This window comes from Streptomyces sp. NBC_00154, assembly GCF_026342835.1.
Classification (GTDB): Bacteria; Actinomycetota; Actinomycetes; order Streptomycetales; family Streptomycetaceae; genus Streptomyces.
In genome coordinates this window covers 6,762,714-6,781,538 of record NZ_JAPEMI010000001.1, presented here as the reverse complement: position 1 = coordinate 6,781,538, position 18,825 = coordinate 6,762,714, and the positions used below count along the sequence as shown (strand labels likewise).

Below are 18,825 nucleotides of genomic sequence, written 5' to 3'. Positions count from 1 at the left end.
AAGTCCCGGGCCGAAGGTCCCTTCCTTCGGCCCGGGACTCCGGGAGTCGGCGCTGCAGGAGAGGCGGTCCGATGTCAGCGCAGCGCCTCCGCCCGCGCGTCGCCCGCGCCGCGGCGGTCGGACACCGGCAGGTCCCGCGGTACGACGACGGAGAGGAACGATGTCCGGCGCCGGAGCCGGAAGCCCAGTGATTCGTAGAGCCTGATGGCGTTGGTGTTGCTCGCCGACGCGTGCAGGAACGGCGTTTCGCCGCGCTCCCTGATCTCGTGGGCGACGGCGAGGACGAGTCGGGTGGCGAGCCCCTGGCCGCGCACTGATTCGTCCGTGCAGACGCCGCTGATCTCGCTCCAGCCGGTCGGGTGCAGCCGTTCGCCGGCCATGGCGACGAGAGCCCCGTCACGGCGGATACCCAGGTAGGTGCCGAGCTCGACGGTGCGCGGCAGGAACGGTCCGGGGCGGGTCCGTGCGACCAGGTCGAGCATCTCCGGCACATCGGCCGGGCCGAGGCGGACAGCCTCCGGATCCGGGGCCGCGTCCACCCCGTCGTCGACGAGTTGGACGCCCTCCGCGCGGAAGGTGACCTCCCAGTCGCCGGGCGGCGGCTCACGCAGCGCGGTGAGGGTGACAGACCCTCCGGGGCCGGCGAGTGCGGCGACGTCGGCCCAGTCCGCCGCGTCCGGGAGGTCCGGCAGCGCAAGCCACGGCGAGACGTCGGTCGGGTAGCGCAGAATGCGGCCCGAGCGCTCGGCGAAATGGGCGTGCGGTCCGGTCAGCGAGGCGCGGGCCGGGTTGTCCAGCGGGTGCGCCCCGGGGACGGTGGGGTGCGGGGCGCTCATGCGGCCTCCACCTCGATCACGATCTTGCCGCGGGTGTGTCCGCTCTCCACCGCGCGCAGCGCCGCGGCCGCTTCGGCGAGCGGGAAGGTCTGCGTCACGTACGTCCTGAAGGCACCGCTGACGGCGAGGCGGGCCACTTCGTCGAGGACGGCGGCGGTACGGGCCCGGACGACGGCTGCCCCGCCGAGTTCCACGGCGAGCGGCTTGCCCCCTGCGCTGATCAGCCGCTTCCGGTCCGTGAGCAGCTCCGCGACGGCCCGCAGCGCGTCACCGCCGACCAGGTCGTAGACCGCGTCGACCCCGTCCGGGGCCACTGCCCGCACGCGGTCGACGATGCCGGGGCCCGACGGTACGTGCACGGCACCGAGCGACTCGACGAAGTCCCTCTTGGCCGCGCTCGACGTACCGATGACCCGGACCCCGAAGTGGCGTGCGAGCTGGACCGCGGCCACACCGACGCCGCCTCCGGCGCCGTTGATCAGCAGGGTCGATCCGGGCGCGGGGTCCAGCTGGCGAATGCCGTCGTACGCGGTGGCCGCCGCGACCGGCAGCGCGGCCGCGTCGGTGAACGACAGGCTGTCCGGCTTGTGCGCGGTGACCGCGACGGGCAGCAGGGTGTACTCGGCGTAACCACCGGTCAGCGGGTTGCCGAAGACCGCGTCCCCGACTTCGAACCCCTCGGCACCGGGGCCCACCTGCTCGACCACGCCGGCCGCTTCGCTGCCGAACACGGCGGGATAGCGCGGCGGCGCGCTGCCGGGCCTGGTGTATCCGTTGCGCAGTTTCCAGTCGACCGGGTTGACCCCGGCAGCACGGACCGCGACGAGCAGCTCCCCGGGCCCGGGGGTGGGCACTTCCTGCTCGACGAAAGCCTCCACCTCCGGTCCGCCGCTGCGGGTGAATACGTACGCCTTCGGCATGAGCTCCCTCGCTCCGGTTCATGGCATCGGCCGCCTCGGCAGCCGCTGTCGGCTACAGCTGCAAGAGCTCCGTGTGACATGCATGTATTCCCGGGCCGTGCACTGTTCACAGGGTCGCAATGAATCCGGGCCGGGGCGAAGTACGCACCGATCGGACCCCGCCCGGCCGCCGTCCACGGTCGATCCGCTGTTCGCCGGCCATGAGCTGGGCCGTATCGGGATCTACCGGACCCGTCTGCACCCGCATGCACAGAGCCAGGTCAGCTGGCACGGCGCGGACTCGGTGGAGTACGTACCGGCGATGTCAGGCCAGGCGACGCCGGTGGTGGACGACTCCCCTCGTCTGCCGGGGACGGGGGACGCTGCCCGTTCCTCGGGGCCCAGCAGCCACTACTGCACGACACAGAACTCCCCCGCCGTCACGCACACCCTCGTCGGACACCGCACGCCTGACGGCGCCCACCATCCGCTCCGGGATCGATTTCGACTCAACTGCTCACGGGTACGTGCCGGTCGGCCCCCATTCGGACGCCGCCTGTGGCAGGCTGGTGCTGACCGCCCCACCGGGCTCCCCCGTACCGGTGGGGCGGTTCTGCGCGGGTCCTGTCGCCGCCCCCTCCCCCACATTGCGGCCCGATGAAATCGAGCGGGCCCCCCGGCGCCCGCCGCCACATGCCCAACGGTCTCCGCACAGCCCGTGTGAATGGGGATGACTGCGCAGGTCAGAGGTCATGTGGGGAGCTGCGGGGCAATGGGGAGACCGCCACCTGCTCCGGCCTCCGGGCCCTCTCTACGGACAGCGCAGCCGGAGTTGACGGCCTCCGGAGCCGCTGACACGCTCGCGGCATGTCCGCGACCTCGACTCTCGTCTCGCGGCGCCACGTCGATCTGGGACGCGTAGCGTCCGCGGCGTGTAGCCGCGCTCTCCGCTGCGACCAGCTCCGCTGAACAGCTGACGCACGCACGGACGTTGCCGCAGCGACGACTCCCACGGCACCGCCGATGCGCGGCCGTGCCCTCGCTCGCCCATCACTCCCGGACACACCATTTCCGTACGGAAAGGGCTCCGCCATGACCTCCGCACCCGTCGTCGACCCGACCCATGACACCACCACCGTCGCCACCACCCCCGTCACCGTCCAGAGGATCGGCGGCCGCATCGGAGCCGTCGTGTCCGGCGTCCGGCTCGGCGGCGATCTCGAACCCGCCGTCGTGGCAGCCGTGCGCGCTGCCGCCCTCGATCACAAGGTGATCTTCTTCCGCGGCCAGGACCACCTGGACGGGGAGAGCCACGAGGCGTTCGGACGGCTCCTCGGTGCCCCGGTCGCCCACCCGACCGTGCCGTCCGCCGACGGCCGCTACGCGCTCGGCATCGACTCCGACCACGGCGGCCGGGCCAACCAGTGGCACACCGACGTCACCTTCGTGCCCGCCTACCCGGCATTCTCCATCCTGCGGGCCGTGACCATTCCGCCGTACGGCGGCAACACCCTGTGGTCCAACACGGCAGCCGCCTACGCCGAACTGCCCGAGCCGCTGCGCGCCCTCGCCGACAGCCTCCGGGCGATCCACTCCAACGACTACGACTACGCGGCGGTGCGCCCCGACGCCCGACCCGAGGCGTTCGCCAAATACCGCGAGGTGTTCACCTCCACCAAGTTCCGCACCGAGCATCCGGTGGTGCGCGTCCACCCCGAGACCGGCGAACGGGTGCTGCTCCTCGGCAACTTCGTCCAGCGGATCTCCGGACTCACCGGCCGCGACTCCCGGGCACTGATCGATCTGTTCCAGTCCCACATCGAGCGTCCGGAGAACACCGTGCGCTGGCAGTGGCAGACGGGTGATGTGGCCATCTGGGACAACCGCGCCACCCAGCACTACGGCGTGGACGACTCCGACACGCACGACCGCAAACTGCGCCGGGTCACCGTCGACGGCGATGTCCCGATCGGTACGGACGGCCGCCCGTCCGTCCTGCTCAGCCCCGACACCGTACCGGCCCCGGCCTTCGGGATCCCGTCCGGCGCTTCCACGGCCGCCTGACCGGACCACGACGCCACCCCCTCAACTCCCTTCTGTTGCAGGGGTATTGCAGCCTCATGGCCATGCCCGAGGCAAGCTTCCGCACCCGTGTGACGCGCTCTACGGTCCGTAGTCAGTGCGTCGCCCCCTGCCCCTCACCGTATTTCCGCCACAGATCTACCGTGCGAGGAACGTCATGAGCCAGCCCATCGACTCCGTCACCGCAGGACACACCCCCGAGGACCACGACCACCAGGATGCGGCCGCGCAATCCGCCTGGTCCTTCGAGACCAAGCTGATCCACTCCGGCGCCGTCCCCGACCCGACGACCGGCGCGCGTGCGGTGCCGATCTACCAGACCTCGTCGTTCGTCTTCCGCGACACCCGGCATGCGGCCGATCTGTTCTCGCTCGCGGAACCCGGCAACATCTATACGCGCATCCACAACCCCACCCAGGACGTCCTGGAACAGCGGATCGCCGCTCTGGAAGGGGGCGTTGCAGCTGTCGCACTGGCCTCCGGGCAGGCCGCCGAGACCCTCGCCATCCTGACGCTGGCCGGCGCCGGGGATCACATCGTCTCCTCCACCTCGCTCTACGGCGGCACGTACAATCTGCTCCGCCACACGCTCCCCCGGTTCGGAATCGAGGTGTCGTTCGTCGACGACCCCGACGACATCGATGCCTGGACGGCAGCGATCCGTCCGAACACCAAGGCGCTGTTCGCGGAGACGCTGGGAAACCCACGCGGCGACGTCCTCGACATCCGGGCGGTGGCCGATGCCGCGCACGCGGCCGGACTGCCGCTGATCGTCGACAACACCGTGCCCACCCCGTATCTGCTGCGCCCGATCGAGCACGGCGCGGATATCGTGATCCACTCGGCAACGAAGTTCCTCGGTGGCCACGGCACCACCATCGGCGGTGTGGTGGTGGACGGCGGCACGTTCGACTTCGGCGCCCACGCCGAGCGCTTCCCCGACTTCAGCTCGCCCGACCCGAGCTACCACGGGCTGCGCTACTGGCCCGATCTGGGGCCGAGCGCCTTCGCGGTGAAGCTCCGGGTCCAGCTGCTGCGCGACTTCGGGCCCGCGCTCTCCCCACGCTCCGCGTTCCTGCTGCTGCAGGGCGTGGAGACGCTCAGTCTTCGGCTGGAGCGGCACACGTCCAACGCCCTCGCACTGGCCGAGTGGCTGGAGCGGCGCGACGAGGTGTCGGCCGTGCACTACGCGGGGCTGAGTTCGAGCAAGTGGTACGAGGCGGGGCGGCGCTATCTGCCGCGGGGCGCCGGAGCTGTGCTCGCCTTCGAACTGCGGGACGGGGTGGAGGCGGGCAAGCGGTTCGTGGACGCTGTCGAGCTGTTCAGCCACCTCGCCAACATCGGTGACGTACGGAGTCTGATCATTCATCCGGCGTCGACCACGCACAGCCAGCTGACCGAGGAACAGCTGGCGGCCACCGGCGCGACCGCCGGGCTGGTGCGGCTCTCGGTGGGCCTGGAGAACGTGGACGACCTCAAGGCCGATCTGGAGGCGGGGTTCCGCGCCGCGAAGGCAGCGTCCTGAACAAGATGGTCACTTCGCCCCTCGCACTCCCCCTCCCGCCGGCCACCGGAGGCTGGCAGGAGGGGGATCCGCCGGGCCGCCGCAGCTGGGTGACGCTGCGACGGCCGGCGGCGCTGGAGTCCGGCAGCTCGCTGCCGGGTGTGCGACTGGCGTACGAGACCTGGGGGAGCCTGGCTACGGACGGCGCCAACGCGGTACTGGTGCTGCATGCGCTGACCGGTGACAGCCATGTGGCCGGACCTGCCGGACCCGGGCATCCGACAGCGGGCTGGTGGGATGTGCTGATCGGTCCGGGAAGAGCGCTGGACACCGACCGCTGGTTCGTCGTCGCCCCGAATGTTCTGGGTGGCTGTCAGGGCAGCACCGGCCCGTCGTCACGGCGTCCGGGCGGCGCTCCCTGGGGTAGCGCTTTCCCCGATCTGACGGTCCGTGATCAGGTCACGGTCGAGGCCGAGTTGGCCGACGAGCTCGGTATCGGACGGTGGGCGGCGGTGATCGGCGGATCGATGGGCGGAATGCGGGCGCTCGAATGGGCGGTGAGCCGGCCGGAGCGCACCGGATCGTTGCTGGTGCTGGCCGCTCCGGCGGCCGCTTCGGCGGAGCAGATCGCCTGGGGGGCCGTACAGATCTCCGCGATCCGCACCGACACCGGGTGGCGAGGCGGCAATTACCACGCGGCGTCGGCGGGCAGCGGTCCGCACCATGGCCTCGGACTGGCCCGGCGGATCGCCCATGTCACCTACCGCAGCGAGCCGGAGCTCGGTGCCCGGTTCGGCAGGCAGGCCCAGACCGGCGAGGACCCGCGGCGGGGCGGGCGCTACCAGGTGGAGTCATATCTCGACCATCACGCGGCCAAGCTGGTGCAACGCTTCGACGCGGGCAGTTACGTGACACTCACGGCGGCAATGAACGGGCACGATGTCGGCCGGGGCCGCGGTGGTATCGCGCAGGCGCTGCGCCGTGCCCGGATGCCCGCCCTGGTCGCAGGCGTCGACTCCGACCGCCTCTACCCGCTCGCGCAGCAGGCGGAGTTGGCGGCGCTCCTGCCCGGCGCGGACCGGCTCAGAATCATGGAGTCGCCCTACGGACACGACGGCTTCCTGATCGAGACGGGCCAGGTGGACGCTCTGGTACGGGAGTTGCTCACCTGATCCACCGACGGCCGGGAGTCGCCCTGAGATCCCGGCCGTGCGACATCCTGCCCCCACTGCATCCCGCCGCTGTGCCAGCCCAGTTGTTGTCTCCCCACCCTGGAGTGTTCATGAGATCCGTTCCGCCGTCCGAGGCCGCGTACGACCGGATGCGACTGCGCCAGTGGTCGCGCGGGGTCGCCCGGTCCGCCGGGATCGAGCGCCGTGATCTGCTGAGGTTCGTGGCCGCCGCATCGGTGACCGGTCTTGTGGCAGCGGCTCCCGCCCGGGCGGCCGACTCACCCGCCCCCGGCATCGTGAAGCCGCTGCCACCCGAGCTCTTCACCGTTCGCGGCACCAATGCCGAGACCAACTTCGCAGCGCTGCGATCCACCGGCCTGCTCACTCCGGCCGACCGTTTCTTCGTACGCAACCACACCGTCACACCAAGGATCGACGCAGCCGGCTGGCGGCTCACCGTATGGGGCAGCGGACTGACGGGCCCGGCCGTGGACTTCACGTACGACCAGCTGCGCGCCCTGCCGTCCGTCACCCGCACCGCGTTCGTCGAATGCGCGGGGAACGCCCGCAGCTTCTACTCGACGCAGCAGAACCAGCAGGTCAGCGGCACCGCATGGACCCTGGGCGCGATCGGTACGGCCCGCTGGCGCGGGGTGCGGCTGGCAGATGTACTGCGGCAGGCGGGCATCGGCAGGAACGCGGTCGACGTGTTGCCGCGCGGACTCGACAACGAGGTCGTCAGCGACGGGACGAACCTGGGACGGGTGCGGCGGCCTCTGCCCGTCGCGAAAGCGCTGGACGATGTGGTTCTCGCGTACGAGATGAACGGCGAGCCTCTGCCGCCCGACCACGGGTATCCGGTGCGCCTGATCGTGCCGTCCTGGGTCGGTATCGCGAACATCAAGTGGGTCGGCGACATCGAGGTGAGTGCAGAACCCCTGCTCTCCCCGTGGAACACCGGTCTCTACCGGCTGTTCGGCCCCGCGTACCCGCCGGAGGGCAGCGCGCCGCTGACCCGGCAGACGCTGAAGAGCGCGTTCGAACTGGCACCCGGCGTGTCGGTTCCCGTGCATCGGCGCCAGGTGCTCACGGGACGTTCCTGGTCGGGCGGGGCCCCGGTGCGTACCGTCGAGGTCAGCACCGACGGCGGCGCCCGATGGCGGCGCGCCCGACTGCGCGACGAGCCGCGCAGTGGGAGCTGGGTCCGCTGGTCGGCCGACTGGCTGCCGAAGGAGCGGGGTCCGGCGGTCCTGCTGGCGCGGGCGACGGACCGGACGGGCCGTACGCAGCCGGACGTCGCGGTCCACAACACACAGGGCTATCTCTTCGACGCGGTCGTACGACACGGGGTACACGTCGTCTGACGGGCGGGGCGCCCGGCAGAAATGCTCTGGCACGGCCGCGACCCGGACTGATACGACTTCGGGATGTCGAACAACTCTCGCACTTCCCTTGACCAGTTGGAACTGCTGCTCGCCGAGCGAGCCTGCGAACGTCTCGTCATCGAGTTCGTCCGCCGGCTCGACCTCGGAGAACCGGGAACGGTCGCCGAGCTGTTCACCGCCGACGGCACATGGGAATGGCCCGGCGGCGAGCGCCGCATCGTGGGGCGCGAGGCGCTGCGTGACTACTTCGGCGGCCGGCCGGCAGACCGGCTGTCACGGCGGATGTGTACGAACATCCTCGTCACAGTGGACTCGGCGACGACCGCGTCGTCGACGACGTACTTCGCGACCTATCGGATCGACGGGACGAGCGACAGCCTGCCGTTGCCCAGGCTGCCCGCCAACATCGGACACTACGAGGACACGTTCCGCAAGGTCGACGGAGTCTGGCTGCTCGCCTCACGCACCACGTTCCTCGCGTTCGGCGGGGCCACGGAGCGCGTGACCCCGGCTCCCGTCACGGTCGTCGACGGTCAGTCGTCGGCCTTCTCCGCCGGACGGCCCGCGTAGTAGGTGGCGATCATGTCCTCACCGCCGTGGCCGGCCGCCTCCGCGCGCTCGAACCGGTCCGCCGACGCGGCGACCAGGTCAAGGATCACCCCGGACCGTCCGGCGGCTTCGAGGATGAGGCGGGTGTCCTTGAGCGCGGTGGACAGGGCGAAGCTGGGGGTGAGGTCGCCGGAAAGGACCGCCGCGGACTTGCCCTGGAGGTAGGCGGAGTCCAGCGGGCCGCCCTTCATCACGTCGAGGAACGACTGCGGGTCGACGCCCAGTCCCTCGGCAAGATTGAGGCATTCGGCAATGCTGCCCACCATGTTGATCACCCAGGTGTTGACCACGAGCTTCAGTCGCGAGGCCTCACCAGGGGCCTCTCCGACCCAGACCGTGCGCTGCCCGATCGCATCCAACACCGGTTCCACCGACGGCCGGACGGCGGACGGGCCGGAGACGAAGACCGTCAACGCGCCCTGTTCTGCGGGCTGCTTGGTTCCGGCGACCGGGGCGTCGAGATAGACGAGTCCCAAGTCTGCTGCCCGCTGGGCGAGATCAGCGGTGGCGTCGGGTCCGACGGTGGAGCTCTGCAGCAGGATCTGACCGCCGTGCACGCCCGACGCGGCAGCGGTGAGCGCGGCGGCGACGGACAGGCCGTCGTTGAGCATGGTCACGATGACATCGGCGCCCCGTACGGCTTCCTCCGCCGTTTCGGTGACTGTCGCGCCGTCGGCGGCGAGAGGAGCCGCCTTGGACTGCGTACGGTTCCAGGCGCGGACGCCGAGTCCCGCCCGGAGCAGGCTTCGCGCCATCCCTGATCCCATGATCCCGGTGCCGAGGACGGCCACGGTCGGCCGCTTACGGGTGACGTGGACAGGTGTGGACGTCATGAGAGCGTGGTCCCTTCGTCGGCCGCGCCCCGCGCCGGCGCGGGGCGGTGAGAGGTCAAGGTTGCCGCAATGCGCCGTCGAGCACGGCACTGTGCACTGCTCTGGCGAGTCGCGATCCCCACCGCGACCGCGGGCCCGCGAACGGCTGCGCCGCGGCCCCCGGTCCGGGTTCGGGTGCGGCGATGCACACAGCGTCCGTCGGGGTGCCGGAGCAGTCGAGTCCGGCGTCCAGGAGCGCCTGCACCTTCGCCTCGGTGGCGGTCGCGACCGCGTTGACCAGTGCGGCATCGGAGAGAGCCACGGGGACCGTGACGACGATATTGACTGTGCCCGGCGGCGGTGGTCCGTCGGTTCCGGCGGCCGGGTCGGCGGCCCAGCCCCGTACTCCGAGACCGCTGGTCACGGTGGCGGTCACGCCCTCGTCGGCGGCGACCGTGTACGCGGTGACATCTGCCGCCGTCATCAGCGCGGCACCCGGTCCGGTGAGATCCTCCGCGGCGGCGATCTCGGCGAGATGGGCATCGGGGTCGAGCCGCGGATAGCCGCCGGGAACCTGTGCGTTGAGGATCCATGCGCGCGGACCGATGCCGCCGCCGAGCACGGCGCTGCTGCACACCCGCCAGCCGGGTCCGAGCCGCCAGACGAGATGGTGCAGGGCGAGGCCGTCCTCCTGCCGGGCCAGCAGCTCGACGCGCTGTCCGGGCGGGCGGACGAGTACGGAACGAATGGTGCACTCCCGGTGGCACAGAAGGACGACGGTCGGCAACGACCTGTCGATCATATGGGGCGCGGGTCGCAGCGCTGCGTGCGGTGTCCGGCCTCAGCCCGCGGCGGAGACCGTGTCCGGGCGGAGCCGTACCGGCAGTGTGCGCACGCTGTTGCCGACAAAGCTGGCATGGCGCACCAGTTTCTCGTCGGGCACGGTGACGTCCAGCTCCGGGAAGCGGCGGAACAGTTGCTCCAGCGCGATCGTCGCCTCCATCCGGGCGAGTGGCGCTCCCAGGCAGTAGTGCGGCCCGTGGCCGAGGGAGAGGTGGCGGGCCCCCGTCGTCCTGGCCGGCCGGGTGACGTCGAAGCGGTCGGCGTCGGGGCCGTGCACGGACGTGTCGCGTCCGGCGGCCGAGTATCCGGCGAGTACGGGGGTGCCCTGTGGGATGACGGTCCCGTCGAGGGTCAGGTCGCGGGTCGGATAGCGGAACGGGAAGTAGCTGACCGGGCTGTCCCAACGCAGTGTCTCCTCCACGACGTCGGCCCATCCCGCGCGGCCCGTGGTGACCAGGTCGAGCTGGTCCCGGTGGGTGCACAGCGCACGTACGGCATTGGTGACGAGGTTCAGCGTGGTCTCATGACCGGCGATGATCATCAGGAGCAGGGTGCCGATGAGTTCGTGCCGGCCGAGCCGGTCTCCTCCGTCGTCGCGGGCTGCGATCAGCGCGCTGGTGAGGTCGTCGCCGGGCTGCTCGGCGCGGGCTGCGGCGACGGTGCTCAGCAGTTCCACCAACTCCCGGTTGGCGGCCATGGCCTCGACGGGCCCGATGTCGGTGGCGACGATCTGGTTCGACAGATGGTGCAGGCGGTCCTGGTACCGGCCGTCGATGCCGAGGAGCTCGCAGATGACGCCCATCGGCAGGGGCATCGCGAACCCGGCGCGCAGGTCCACCGTCCCGTCCCCCTCCTCGGCTGCCGCGTCGATCCGGTCGAGCAGCTCGGCGGTCAGGGTCTCGATGCGCGGCCGGAGCGCTTCCACCCGCCGGGCGGTGAACGCCTTGCTCACCAGCCCACGCAGCCGCCGGTGGTCCCCGTCATCGGCGGTGGTCATGCCCTGCACGGTGGCGAAGGTCCGCAGCGGCCAGCCGTCGGGGATCCGTCCTTCGGCCAGCGCGGTGAAGTGGCGTGCGTCCTTTGCGACATCGGGGTGGGCGAGAAACTCCTTCAGGGCGTCGTGCCCGAGCACCGCCATCCCCGGCACATCGCCCGGCAGCACGAGGGATGCCACGGCGCCCCGGGCGAGCAGCCGGGCATTGTCGGCATGCGGGCACCCGCCGGCCGGATCCATGCGGTGCGCGGTGTCCTGCCCCGGTATCGGCGGGATGTTCAACGGGCCTCTCCTGACGGTCGTCGGCTCCGGACCGGCGGCTGGCGCAGCCGTTCGGGGCGGCCGATGGCGGGATGCCGATCCTACGGTCAACGCACCCGGAACGAGGGTTGGTCGGGCGGACGGGCGGCTGTTCTGTGTGCGGGCGGAACGGGGTCATGAACGCGGAGACGGATGCCTTCGCAGACCGGTGGCGGGCGCGGCCACCCTCGTCGAGATCGCTCCGCCCACGCGGACCATGCGTACTTGAGACCCGAGCGAGGTCCGTCCCGGGCGTGTGTCCGAACTTCACGGACCCCTTGCGGCCCTGCGGATTCTCACCCGAATGGCCCAGCGCGCGGGGCGGGGCCCCATCGGTGTCGCACTGCGCCCCCGGGGACGCAGCGGACGGCCCTCTCCGCGCCGGGAGGTTGCACCGTCCGTCCGGGTGAGGCGCGATGGAGTCCGGACGCGCCTTCCCCGGTGGGCCCGCCCACGGACGCGCCCGGGCGAGGAGGAATCGGTCATGGCAGCCCCTGACGATTTCACGGATCCCGGAGAGCTCGACGGCCTGACGGTGTACGACACCGCGGGCGAGAAGGTGGGCAGCGTGGGGCGGGTGTATGTCGACGACGACACCGGGCGACCGGACTGGATCACGGTGAGAACCGGCCTGTTCGGTATGAAGGAGAGCTTCGTGCCGCTCCGCGGGGCCCGCAAAGTGGGCTCCGACCTGTACATCAAGCATCCGAAGGACAGCGTCAAGGACGCCCCCAAGGTGGACGCGGACGCACATCTCTCCGTGGCCGAGGAGGAGGAGCTCTATCGGCACTACGACCTCACCGGGAGGCTCGGAGGCCAGGCTCGGTGATCTGGCGCGTGCGGTGCCGTAGAGGCGAGGACCGGAGAGAGGCGAGGGCCGTAGAGGCGAGGGCCGGACCCACACCGTGCCGAGTGCCGCGGGCCGGCCCGGTCATGCCGCTGTCATGCCCGGGGGACGCCGCGCACCATGGCGGCTCGCCTGACGGTGGCGCGCCGCCCGGTGGTGGCTGACAGCTTCGGAGCCGGACGATCTGACACCCCCGGCCGCGCCCGCCGTGACCGTCACCGTGTTCCGGAACGGCTACCGCGCCGGCTACGACGTCGCGTCCGACGATGCCTTCCGCCAGTTCCACATGGCGCAGCCGTAGTGCCGCAAGGTCTACGGGCGCTGGAGGGCGATCACGGCGTTGTGGCCGCCGAACCCGAAGGAGTGGCTGACGGCGCGGCGGACCGGCTGCAGGAGAGGCGCCTTGGTGACGCAGTCGATGTCGAACTCGGGTGCCGGGGCGTCCAGATTGGCGATCGGTGGTACGACTCCGTGCTGGAGCGTAAGGATCGTCAGCCCGGCCTCGATGGCTCCGGCTGCCCCCATGCAGTGGCCCAGCACGCCCTTGGGAGCGGTGACGGGCGGCCGGTGCGGATATACCCAGCCGATGAGGGCGGCTTCGGTGGCATCGCCCAGCGGTGTCGACGTGCCGTGCGCGTTGACGTGTTCGACGTCCTCGGCCCGCCAGCCCGCGTCGCGCAGTGCCGCCTCGACGGCAGCCCGGGCGACGGCGCCGGACGGATGCGGGCTGGTGGGATGGTGGGCGTCGGTGGTGGCCCCCGTGCCTGCGAGCAGTGCTCTCGGCGCCGCCCCCCGAGCCCGGGCGTCGTCCGCCCGCTCCAGCACCATGAGGGCGGCACCCTCGCCCATGACGAGTCCGGCACGATCGGCCGCGAACGGCCGGCAGAGACGGGCCGGGTCGCCGTCCCTGCGGGCGGCGGCGCCGGACCGGGCGAAGCCGGTCATGGCGACCGGGAAGACGATGGACTCGGTGGCGCCGGCGATCGCGATGTCGCACTGGCCGGTGACCAGCAGGTCCCGGGCCACGGAGAGCGCGGTGGCCCCGGACGAACAGGCGGTGCACGGCGCCATGCTGGGACCCGTGGCCCGTATCCGGATGGCGATCTCGGCCGCGGGCATGTTCGGAATGGTGAGCAGGATGCCGGACGGGGAGGTGGCCTCCGGCCCGCGCCGGTCGAGTGCGACGGCCTGTTCGGTCAGGCCGGCGGACCCTCCGCTGCTGGTGCCGACGACGACGGCCACCCGGCTGCCGTCCCAGTCGGCCGGGTCGAGTCCGGCGTCCGCGACCGCCTCCCGTGCCGCGAGGACGGCGAACTTGACGTACTTCCCCATCCGGAAGGCCGTCCGGCCGCCGACCGCCTCGTCCAGATCGATGCCGGAGACCGTGCACGCGAAGTCGATCTCGCACCCTTCGAGTTCGGGGACGGTGCGGGCGGGCGAGACCCCGGAGCAGACCCCGTTCCAGGTGGATTCGGTGTCGTTGCCGGCCGGGGTGATCATCCCCAGGCCGGTGACAACGACGGCGGGCCTGTTCATCGGGGGTTGCTCATCGCTGCCTCGCCGCTCGCCGTCGCCACGCCGCCGACCGTCTCGTCGATGAACCGGGTGATGTCGGCCAGGGTGGCGTCCTTGTAGAGCCTGTCGGAGCCTGCGTCGACACGCAGCTTCTCCTTGATGATGACGGCGAACTCGGCGACGGCGAGCGAGTCCATCTCCAGGCTGTCCATGGTGGAGTCCGGGAGGATCTCGGCAGCAGGCACCTTGAAGGTGCTGATGAGGACGTCGGTGATCTCGGGATGAATCGCGCTCATGATCTTCCTCTTCGCTCTGTGGTGCAGGTGCGTCGGACCGGGTGAATGTCACCGTCCCGACGCCGAAGTAACGGGATGACGTTCCTCCGGTTACGCCTTGCGGCGAACCGATTCGCCTACGCCCGTACGCGCGTTCGCGCGGCACCGGGCGAGGAGGGATGTCGTGCCCCAGTACGCCAGCAGCACGGCCCGGACACCGAGGGCCTGCGCGGCCTCCCGCACCCGGCGCGTCCGCCCGGCGGCCCGCTCCTGCGGGGCCGTCACCGCTCCCCCTCGGTCCCTGCGGCGCTCTGCCACGCCGCCTCCGGATCGTCGTACACGTCGGCGTAGTCGGCGCGCGCGATGGGCCAGTCCGCGAGCACCTCTTCCGGCAGCGCGAAGGACTCGATCAGGGTGGGCAGATGCGCGGCGACATCTGCGATGAGCCCTTCGACGGCGTCGGGCAGAGCGTTGACCTGGTCGATGGTCAGACGACCGGCGGCGAGCAGATCGCCGCTGTTGCGGGCCACCCACCACAGGGCGAACAGCCGCTGCAGTTCAGCGAGTCGATCACGTGCGGGCCCCTCGGGCAGTCCGGCGACCGCGTCCGCGTACGCCTCGGTCGCCTGCCGGTGGGCGTGGGCCTCGACGCCACGCAGTGCCGGCCCGGACGCCGCGTTCCACCGGTCCAGCGGCCCATCACTCCGGGCGCCGCTCATCCGCGCCCTGGCCCGGGCGAACCAGAGGTCCTCCACATACGCGTGCAGCCGCCCGAGGAACCGGGGATCGGCGAGATCTCCGGGCGCGGCATCAGAAGTGCTGTCCTGCGGGGTCCGCGGAGCGGCGAACAGCATCTCGGCGGCGGCCTTGGCGTGGATGGCCAGGTTGTCTCCCTCGGCGGTGATCACGCCCTCCGCACCGGCTACGAGGTCGGCCATGCCGTTGTTCTCCAACAGCGCCTGTGCTCCGCACCGTTCACGGCATTCGACGATGACCGCGCGGGCCCGCCAGGTGATCCACCCCTTCGCCACGGCGACCAGCCGCTCCGCCTCGGCCCGCTCCGTGCCCGGCCCCGGGCCGCCCTGTGCCTCCCACCGGTCGAGGGCTCTGCGGTGCAGCAGGCTCATCGCGAAGACAGTGGCCATGGCCTCGGCCAGCGGCCCGTGGTGGCTGCGGTGGGCGATCACCGGCACCGGCTGCGCTGCGCGCGGGCCGGAGATGTACCGGTGGCCGCCGTAGCGGACCGCGACGGCCAGCGTCGCGCGCGCGGCGCCGACCGCGCAGGCGCTCATGGAGATCTTGCCGACCGTGACGCGCCCGATCGAGGTGAGGAAGCGACGCCTGCGGTTGCCCATGGCGCTGCTGAACTCCCCGTTGTCGCCGACCCGTCCGTGCTCGCCGCCGAGCAGCGCCTCGCGTTCCACGAAGACCTGGTCGAATGAGGTCAGACAGTGGTCGACCGGGCTGCCCAGGCGTGCCGGGAGCCTGCGGACCCGTACCCCGGGCAGCGGCCGCACCTCGTCGGTGAGGGGCACCAGAAAGAGAAAGACTCCGTGGTCGGCGCCGTCGGCCAGCAGGCGTGCCGCGACCAGTCCGGTCTTGGGGCCGCCGGCCGGGCTGGCGTTGGGCATGAACTTCTGCGCCCCGGAGTGCGGGGTGTGCAGGACGAATCCGTCGCGTGCGCGGTCGTACGTCGCGGTGGTCTCGACGGCCACCGCATCATTGCCGTGCGCCACCTCCGTACAGAGGAAGGTGCCGATGCGCCGCAGCCGGAGGAAGTCCGACAGATCGCGACGGGTATCGCCGTCATGGTCGAGGAGGCTGCCGAGGAAGAGGTTGTAGTGGATGCCCGCGACGGTGGTGAGCGCCGGGTCCACCGGGCCGATCCACTCGTGAAGTGCGGCGAGGGCGCGCGGGTCGGCGGCCGTTCCGGCGGCGCTGCCGAGGGTGCTGTTGAGGATCCTCAGCCGTTGGTACGCGAGGGAGAGGCGCTCGTCGGGTGTGCGGTCGGCCGGGCGGCGGAACGGCTGCGTGGAGATCAGCCGACGCCAAGGGCCGTGCTCCTGGCGGAAGTTACCCCCGAAGAGCACACCTTTGAGAAGGTCCGCGGTGGACTGGGTGCCGACGCTGTCGATCGTTGCGGTCATGACTACCAGAACGATCAACGGACGGCGAGGACACACTTCCTCGCCGTCCGTTGCACAGGCGGGACAACGGGTCAGGCGCGCTCGAAGGCCAGCGCGACGTTGTGTCCGCCGAAGCCGAAGGAGTGGCTGACGGCCCGCCGGACGTCCTGCCGGCGCGGCTCCTTGGTCACGCAGTCGAGGTCCCACCCGTCCGGCAGCGCGTCCAGGTTGGCGATCGGCGGGACGATGCCGTGTTCCAGCGTCAGTACGGTCGCCACCGCCTCGATCGCACCGGCAGCGGCGAGGGTGTGCCCGATCACTCCCTTCGCGGCGGTGACGGAAGGACGGTGTGGGAAGAGCCGGGAGACGAGTTCGGTCTCCATCGCGTCGTTCAGCGGGGTGGACGTGCCATGCGCGTTGATGTGGTCGACATCGCGGGGCGTCCAGCCCGCCTCGTACAGCGCCGCCTCCACCGCCTGTTGCGCACCGCAGCCGTCGGGCGCGGGAGCGGTGGGGTGGCGGGCGTCCGTACTGGAGCCCGCGCCGGTCAGCAGCGCGCGCAGCCGGCCGCCGCGGGCACGGGCGTCGGCGGTCCGCTCCAGTACGAGCATGGCGGCGCCCTCGCCGAGGACGAACCCGTCCCGGTCCGCGGCGAACGGCCGCGACGCGCCCGCCGGATCGCTTGTCCGGGTGGAGAGCGCCCCCATCTTCGCGAAGGCCGCCACCACCAGCGGCGTCAGCACGGACTCCGCCCCGCCCGCCACCACGGTGTCGCACCGGCCGCTGGTCAGCAGGTCGCGGGCGACAGCGATCGCGGTGGACCCGGAGGCGCAGGCGGTGGCGGGCGCAAGGCTGGGGCCCTGGGCGCGGAGCTCGATCGCGACCTCGCCGGCCGCCGCGTTCGGGATCATCATCGGTACCAGCAGCGGAGAGACCCCCTCCGGTCCGGCGTCGTCCAGCTTGCGCACGTTGTCGACGAGCAGGGACACTCCGCCGACACCGACGCCGACCACCACTCCGACCCTGGATCCGTCCCAGGCCTCCGGGGAGAGTCCGGCGTCCGCGACGGCCTGCCGGGCGGCGACCAGGGCCAGTTTCACGAACCGTCCCATCCGCCACACCGATCGGCCGCCCACCACCAGGTCCAGGTCGATCCCGTCGACCGGGCAGGCGAAGTCGACCGGCAGTCCTGCCAGTTCGTCGCAGCGCCGCGCCATGGAGCGTCCCGCGCACAACCCCGCCCAGAAGGCGTGCTCGTCGGCGCCGGCGGGGGTCACCAGCCCCACTCCTGTGACCGCGACCCCTGTGTCAGTCTGCGTCATGTCCTGTTTCCTCCGTCGCGCTCCGTGCGTGGTTCATGCGGGTTTCCCGGCCAGCGAAGAGCGGCGGACCCCCAGGTCAGACCGCCTCCGAAAGCGGTGATCAGGATCTGGTCGCCGGTCCGGAACCGGCCCTTGGAGGCTGCGTCGGCGAGCGCCAGCGGAATCGATGCGGCGCCCGTGTTCCCCACCCGCTCCAGGTGCGTGACACAGCGCCGCGCGTCAATGCCGACGCGGGCGGACACCGCCCGCAGAATCCGCGCGTTGGCCTGGTGCGGTACGAAGTGGTCGACATCGGCGGCGTCCCACCCCACCTTGGCCAGCAGAGCCCGGCAGGATCCCGTCATGCGCTCGACGGCGTGCTGGTACACGGCGGGGCCTTGCATACGGAAGAACTCGTCGCCCTCGGCGGCCTGCTCCGGCGTCGAGCGGGACCGGGCACCGCCACCGGGCACGGTGATCAGATCGTACCCGGTGCCGTCGCTGCCCAGGTCGAAGTCGAGCAGCTCACCGAGGGTCCCCGCCCGTCCGGCCCCCACGAGTGCCGCCCCGGCCCCGTCGCCGAACACCACGCCCGCCGACCGGTCGGCCGGGTCCAGCCAGGCCGAGTACACATCTGCTCCCACCAGCAGCACCCGGTCGTGGAGACCCGCGGCCACGAGCCCCCGGCAGACGGCGAGCCCGTAGACGAAGCCACTGCACGCGGCGCCGAGATCGAATGCGGGGACCGTTCCCAGACCGAGCCGGGCAGCGAGGGCGGGAGCCGTGCCGGGGCAGGGATGGTCGGGGGTGGCGGTCGCGAGCACGAGCGCGTCCACCGGCCCGGCGGCGGTCGAACCGCCGTCCCCGACCAGTCGCCGGGCGGCCTCGAAGGCGACGTCCCCGGTGGCCAGTCCCACCCCGGCCCGGTGGCGGCTGACGATGCCGGTGCGGGCGCGCACCCAGGCATCGTCCACGCCCCAGGCGGCGGGCAACGCGTCATTGCCCACCGGTTCCCCCGGCACCCACCCCGCGACGGCTTCCAGGACCGCGGTCCGTACGGGGGCCGGGCCGGGACCCTGGCCGGGCACGGTCACGGGCCGGGCGAACGACCCGGTGAGCCGCTCCGCGTCCCGCTCCGCATCCGGCTGCCCACCGCCGTCGAGTACGTATCCCCTCGCCACTCGCTGCTCCGATTCCGCGATCGATCACGCCTGCCGGCTGTCGAACGGCAGTCGCCCCGGCGAGGATGCGCCTACTGGGCCGAACGGGGGCGCGCGAGGCCCGGGGGCGTGAACCGCGTACCCCCGCGAGCCCTCGTGCTCACC

17 protein-coding genes and 1 pseudogene are annotated in these 18,825 nt (G+C 71.7%); 7 read left to right on the top strand and 11 right to left on the bottom strand.

Features of this window, described 5'->3' with window-relative positions; genetic code table 11:
• Positions 1-74: 74 nt before the first annotated feature.
• Both OHA03_RS30320 and OHA03_RS30315 read right to left on the bottom strand, forming a co-directional pair.
• Positions 75-836, bottom strand: coding sequence for a GNAT family N-acetyltransferase (locus tag OHA03_RS30320; protein ID WP_267006907.1), 762 nt, complete (start codon positions 834-836; stop codon positions 75-77).
• Positions 833-1,756: an NADP-dependent oxidoreductase gene (locus OHA03_RS30315; protein ID WP_267006906.1), complete on the bottom strand. Its 924-nt coding sequence runs from the start codon at positions 1,754-1,756 to the stop codon at positions 833-835. Before OHA03_RS30315 ends, OHA03_RS30320 begins: the two co-directional genes overlap by 4 nt.
• Positions 1,757-2,602: 846 nt before the next feature.
• On the opposite strand from OHA03_RS30315, the gene OHA03_RS48050 reads away from it, so the two are divergent.
• The 6 genes from OHA03_RS48050 (at position 2,603) to OHA03_RS30290 (ending at position 8,448) form a co-directional block, all read left to right on the top strand.
• Complete coding sequence (locus OHA03_RS48050) at positions 2,603-2,704, top strand: putative leader peptide (protein WP_354006158.1); 102 nt, start codon at positions 2,603-2,605, stop codon at positions 2,702-2,704.
• A 123-nt stretch (positions 2,705-2,827) separates the two neighbouring features.
• Complete coding sequence (locus OHA03_RS30310) at positions 2,828-3,799, top strand: TauD/TfdA family dioxygenase (RefSeq protein ID WP_267006905.1); 972 nt, start codon at positions 2,828-2,830, stop codon at positions 3,797-3,799.
• A gap of 175 nt (positions 3,800-3,974) precedes the next feature.
• Positions 3,975-5,342 (top strand): bifunctional o-acetylhomoserine/o-acetylserine sulfhydrylase, encoded by a 1,368-nt coding sequence (locus OHA03_RS30305; protein WP_267006904.1) that lies wholly within the window; start codon positions 3,975-3,977, stop codon positions 5,340-5,342.
• A gap of 5 nt (positions 5,343-5,347) precedes the next feature.
• Positions 5,348-6,493, top strand: a complete 1,146-nt coding sequence (locus OHA03_RS30300) for a homoserine O-acetyltransferase (RefSeq protein ID WP_267006903.1) — start codon at positions 5,348-5,350, stop codon at positions 6,491-6,493.
• Positions 6,494-6,603: 110 nt separating this feature from the next.
• Complete coding sequence (locus OHA03_RS30295) at positions 6,604-7,857, top strand: sulfite oxidase (RefSeq protein ID WP_267006902.1); 1,254 nt, start codon at positions 6,604-6,606, stop codon at positions 7,855-7,857.
• A gap of 63 nt (positions 7,858-7,920) precedes the next feature.
• Entirely contained in the window at positions 7,921-8,448 is a 528-nt protein-coding gene (locus OHA03_RS30290; protein ID WP_267006901.1) for a nuclear transport factor 2 family protein, read from the top strand.
• Here OHA03_RS30290 and OHA03_RS30285 read toward each other — a convergent pair.
• The 3 genes from OHA03_RS30285 to OHA03_RS30275 form a co-directional block, all read right to left on the bottom strand.
• Positions 8,412-9,320, bottom strand: a complete 909-nt coding sequence (locus OHA03_RS30285) for an NAD(P)-dependent oxidoreductase (protein WP_267006900.1) — start codon at positions 9,318-9,320, stop codon at positions 8,412-8,414. The genes OHA03_RS30290 and OHA03_RS30285 overlap by 37 nt on opposite strands.
• 55 nt (positions 9,321-9,375) lie before the next feature.
• A complete protein-coding gene (locus OHA03_RS30280; protein WP_323181338.1) occupies positions 9,376-10,005 on the bottom strand; it encodes an adenosylcobinamide amidohydrolase in 630 nt (209 codons plus the stop codon).
• A gap of 135 nt (positions 10,006-10,140) precedes the next feature.
• Positions 10,141-11,376: a cytochrome P450 gene (locus OHA03_RS30275; protein WP_267008213.1), complete on the bottom strand. Its 1,236-nt coding sequence runs from the start codon at positions 11,374-11,376 to the stop codon at positions 10,141-10,143.
• A 544-nt stretch (positions 11,377-11,920) separates the two neighbouring features.
• Between OHA03_RS30275 and OHA03_RS30270 the strand changes: the two are divergent.
• Positions 11,921-12,262: pseudogene (locus OHA03_RS30270) on the top strand (PRC-barrel domain-containing protein); the annotation flags it as partial.
• Positions 12,263-12,595: 333 nt separating this feature from the next.
• Here the strand turns inward: OHA03_RS30270 and OHA03_RS30265 are convergent.
• The 6 genes from OHA03_RS30265 to OHA03_RS30240 form a co-directional block, all read right to left on the bottom strand.
• Positions 12,596-13,819, bottom strand: a complete 1,224-nt coding sequence (locus OHA03_RS30265; protein WP_267006899.1) for a beta-ketoacyl synthase — start codon at positions 13,817-13,819, stop codon at positions 12,596-12,598.
• Positions 13,816-14,094: an acyl carrier protein gene (locus OHA03_RS30260; protein ID WP_267006898.1), complete on the bottom strand. Its 279-nt coding sequence runs from the start codon at positions 14,092-14,094 to the stop codon at positions 13,816-13,818. The genes OHA03_RS30265 and OHA03_RS30260 overlap by 4 nt, the downstream gene beginning before the upstream one ends.
• Before the next feature lie 90 nt (positions 14,095-14,184).
• Positions 14,185-14,358 carry a hypothetical protein gene (locus OHA03_RS30255; RefSeq protein WP_267006897.1) on the bottom strand — a complete coding sequence of 58 codons (174 nt, stop codon included), beginning with the start codon at positions 14,356-14,358 and terminating at the stop codon, positions 14,185-14,187.
• Entirely contained in the window at positions 14,355-16,220 is a 1,866-nt protein-coding gene (locus tag OHA03_RS30250; RefSeq protein ID WP_267006896.1) for an acyl-CoA dehydrogenase, read from the bottom strand. Before OHA03_RS30250 ends, OHA03_RS30255 begins: the two co-directional genes overlap by 4 nt.
• Positions 16,221-16,291: 71 nt before the next feature.
• Entirely contained in the window at positions 16,292-17,521 is a 1,230-nt protein-coding gene (locus OHA03_RS30245; RefSeq protein WP_267006895.1) for a beta-ketoacyl synthase, read from the bottom strand.
• A complete protein-coding gene (locus OHA03_RS30240; protein WP_267008212.1) occupies positions 17,518-18,594 on the bottom strand; it encodes a beta-ketoacyl-ACP synthase 3 in 1,077 nt (358 codons plus the stop codon). The genes OHA03_RS30245 and OHA03_RS30240 overlap by 4 nt, the downstream gene beginning before the upstream one ends.
• Positions 18,595-18,825: the final 231 nt, after the last annotated feature.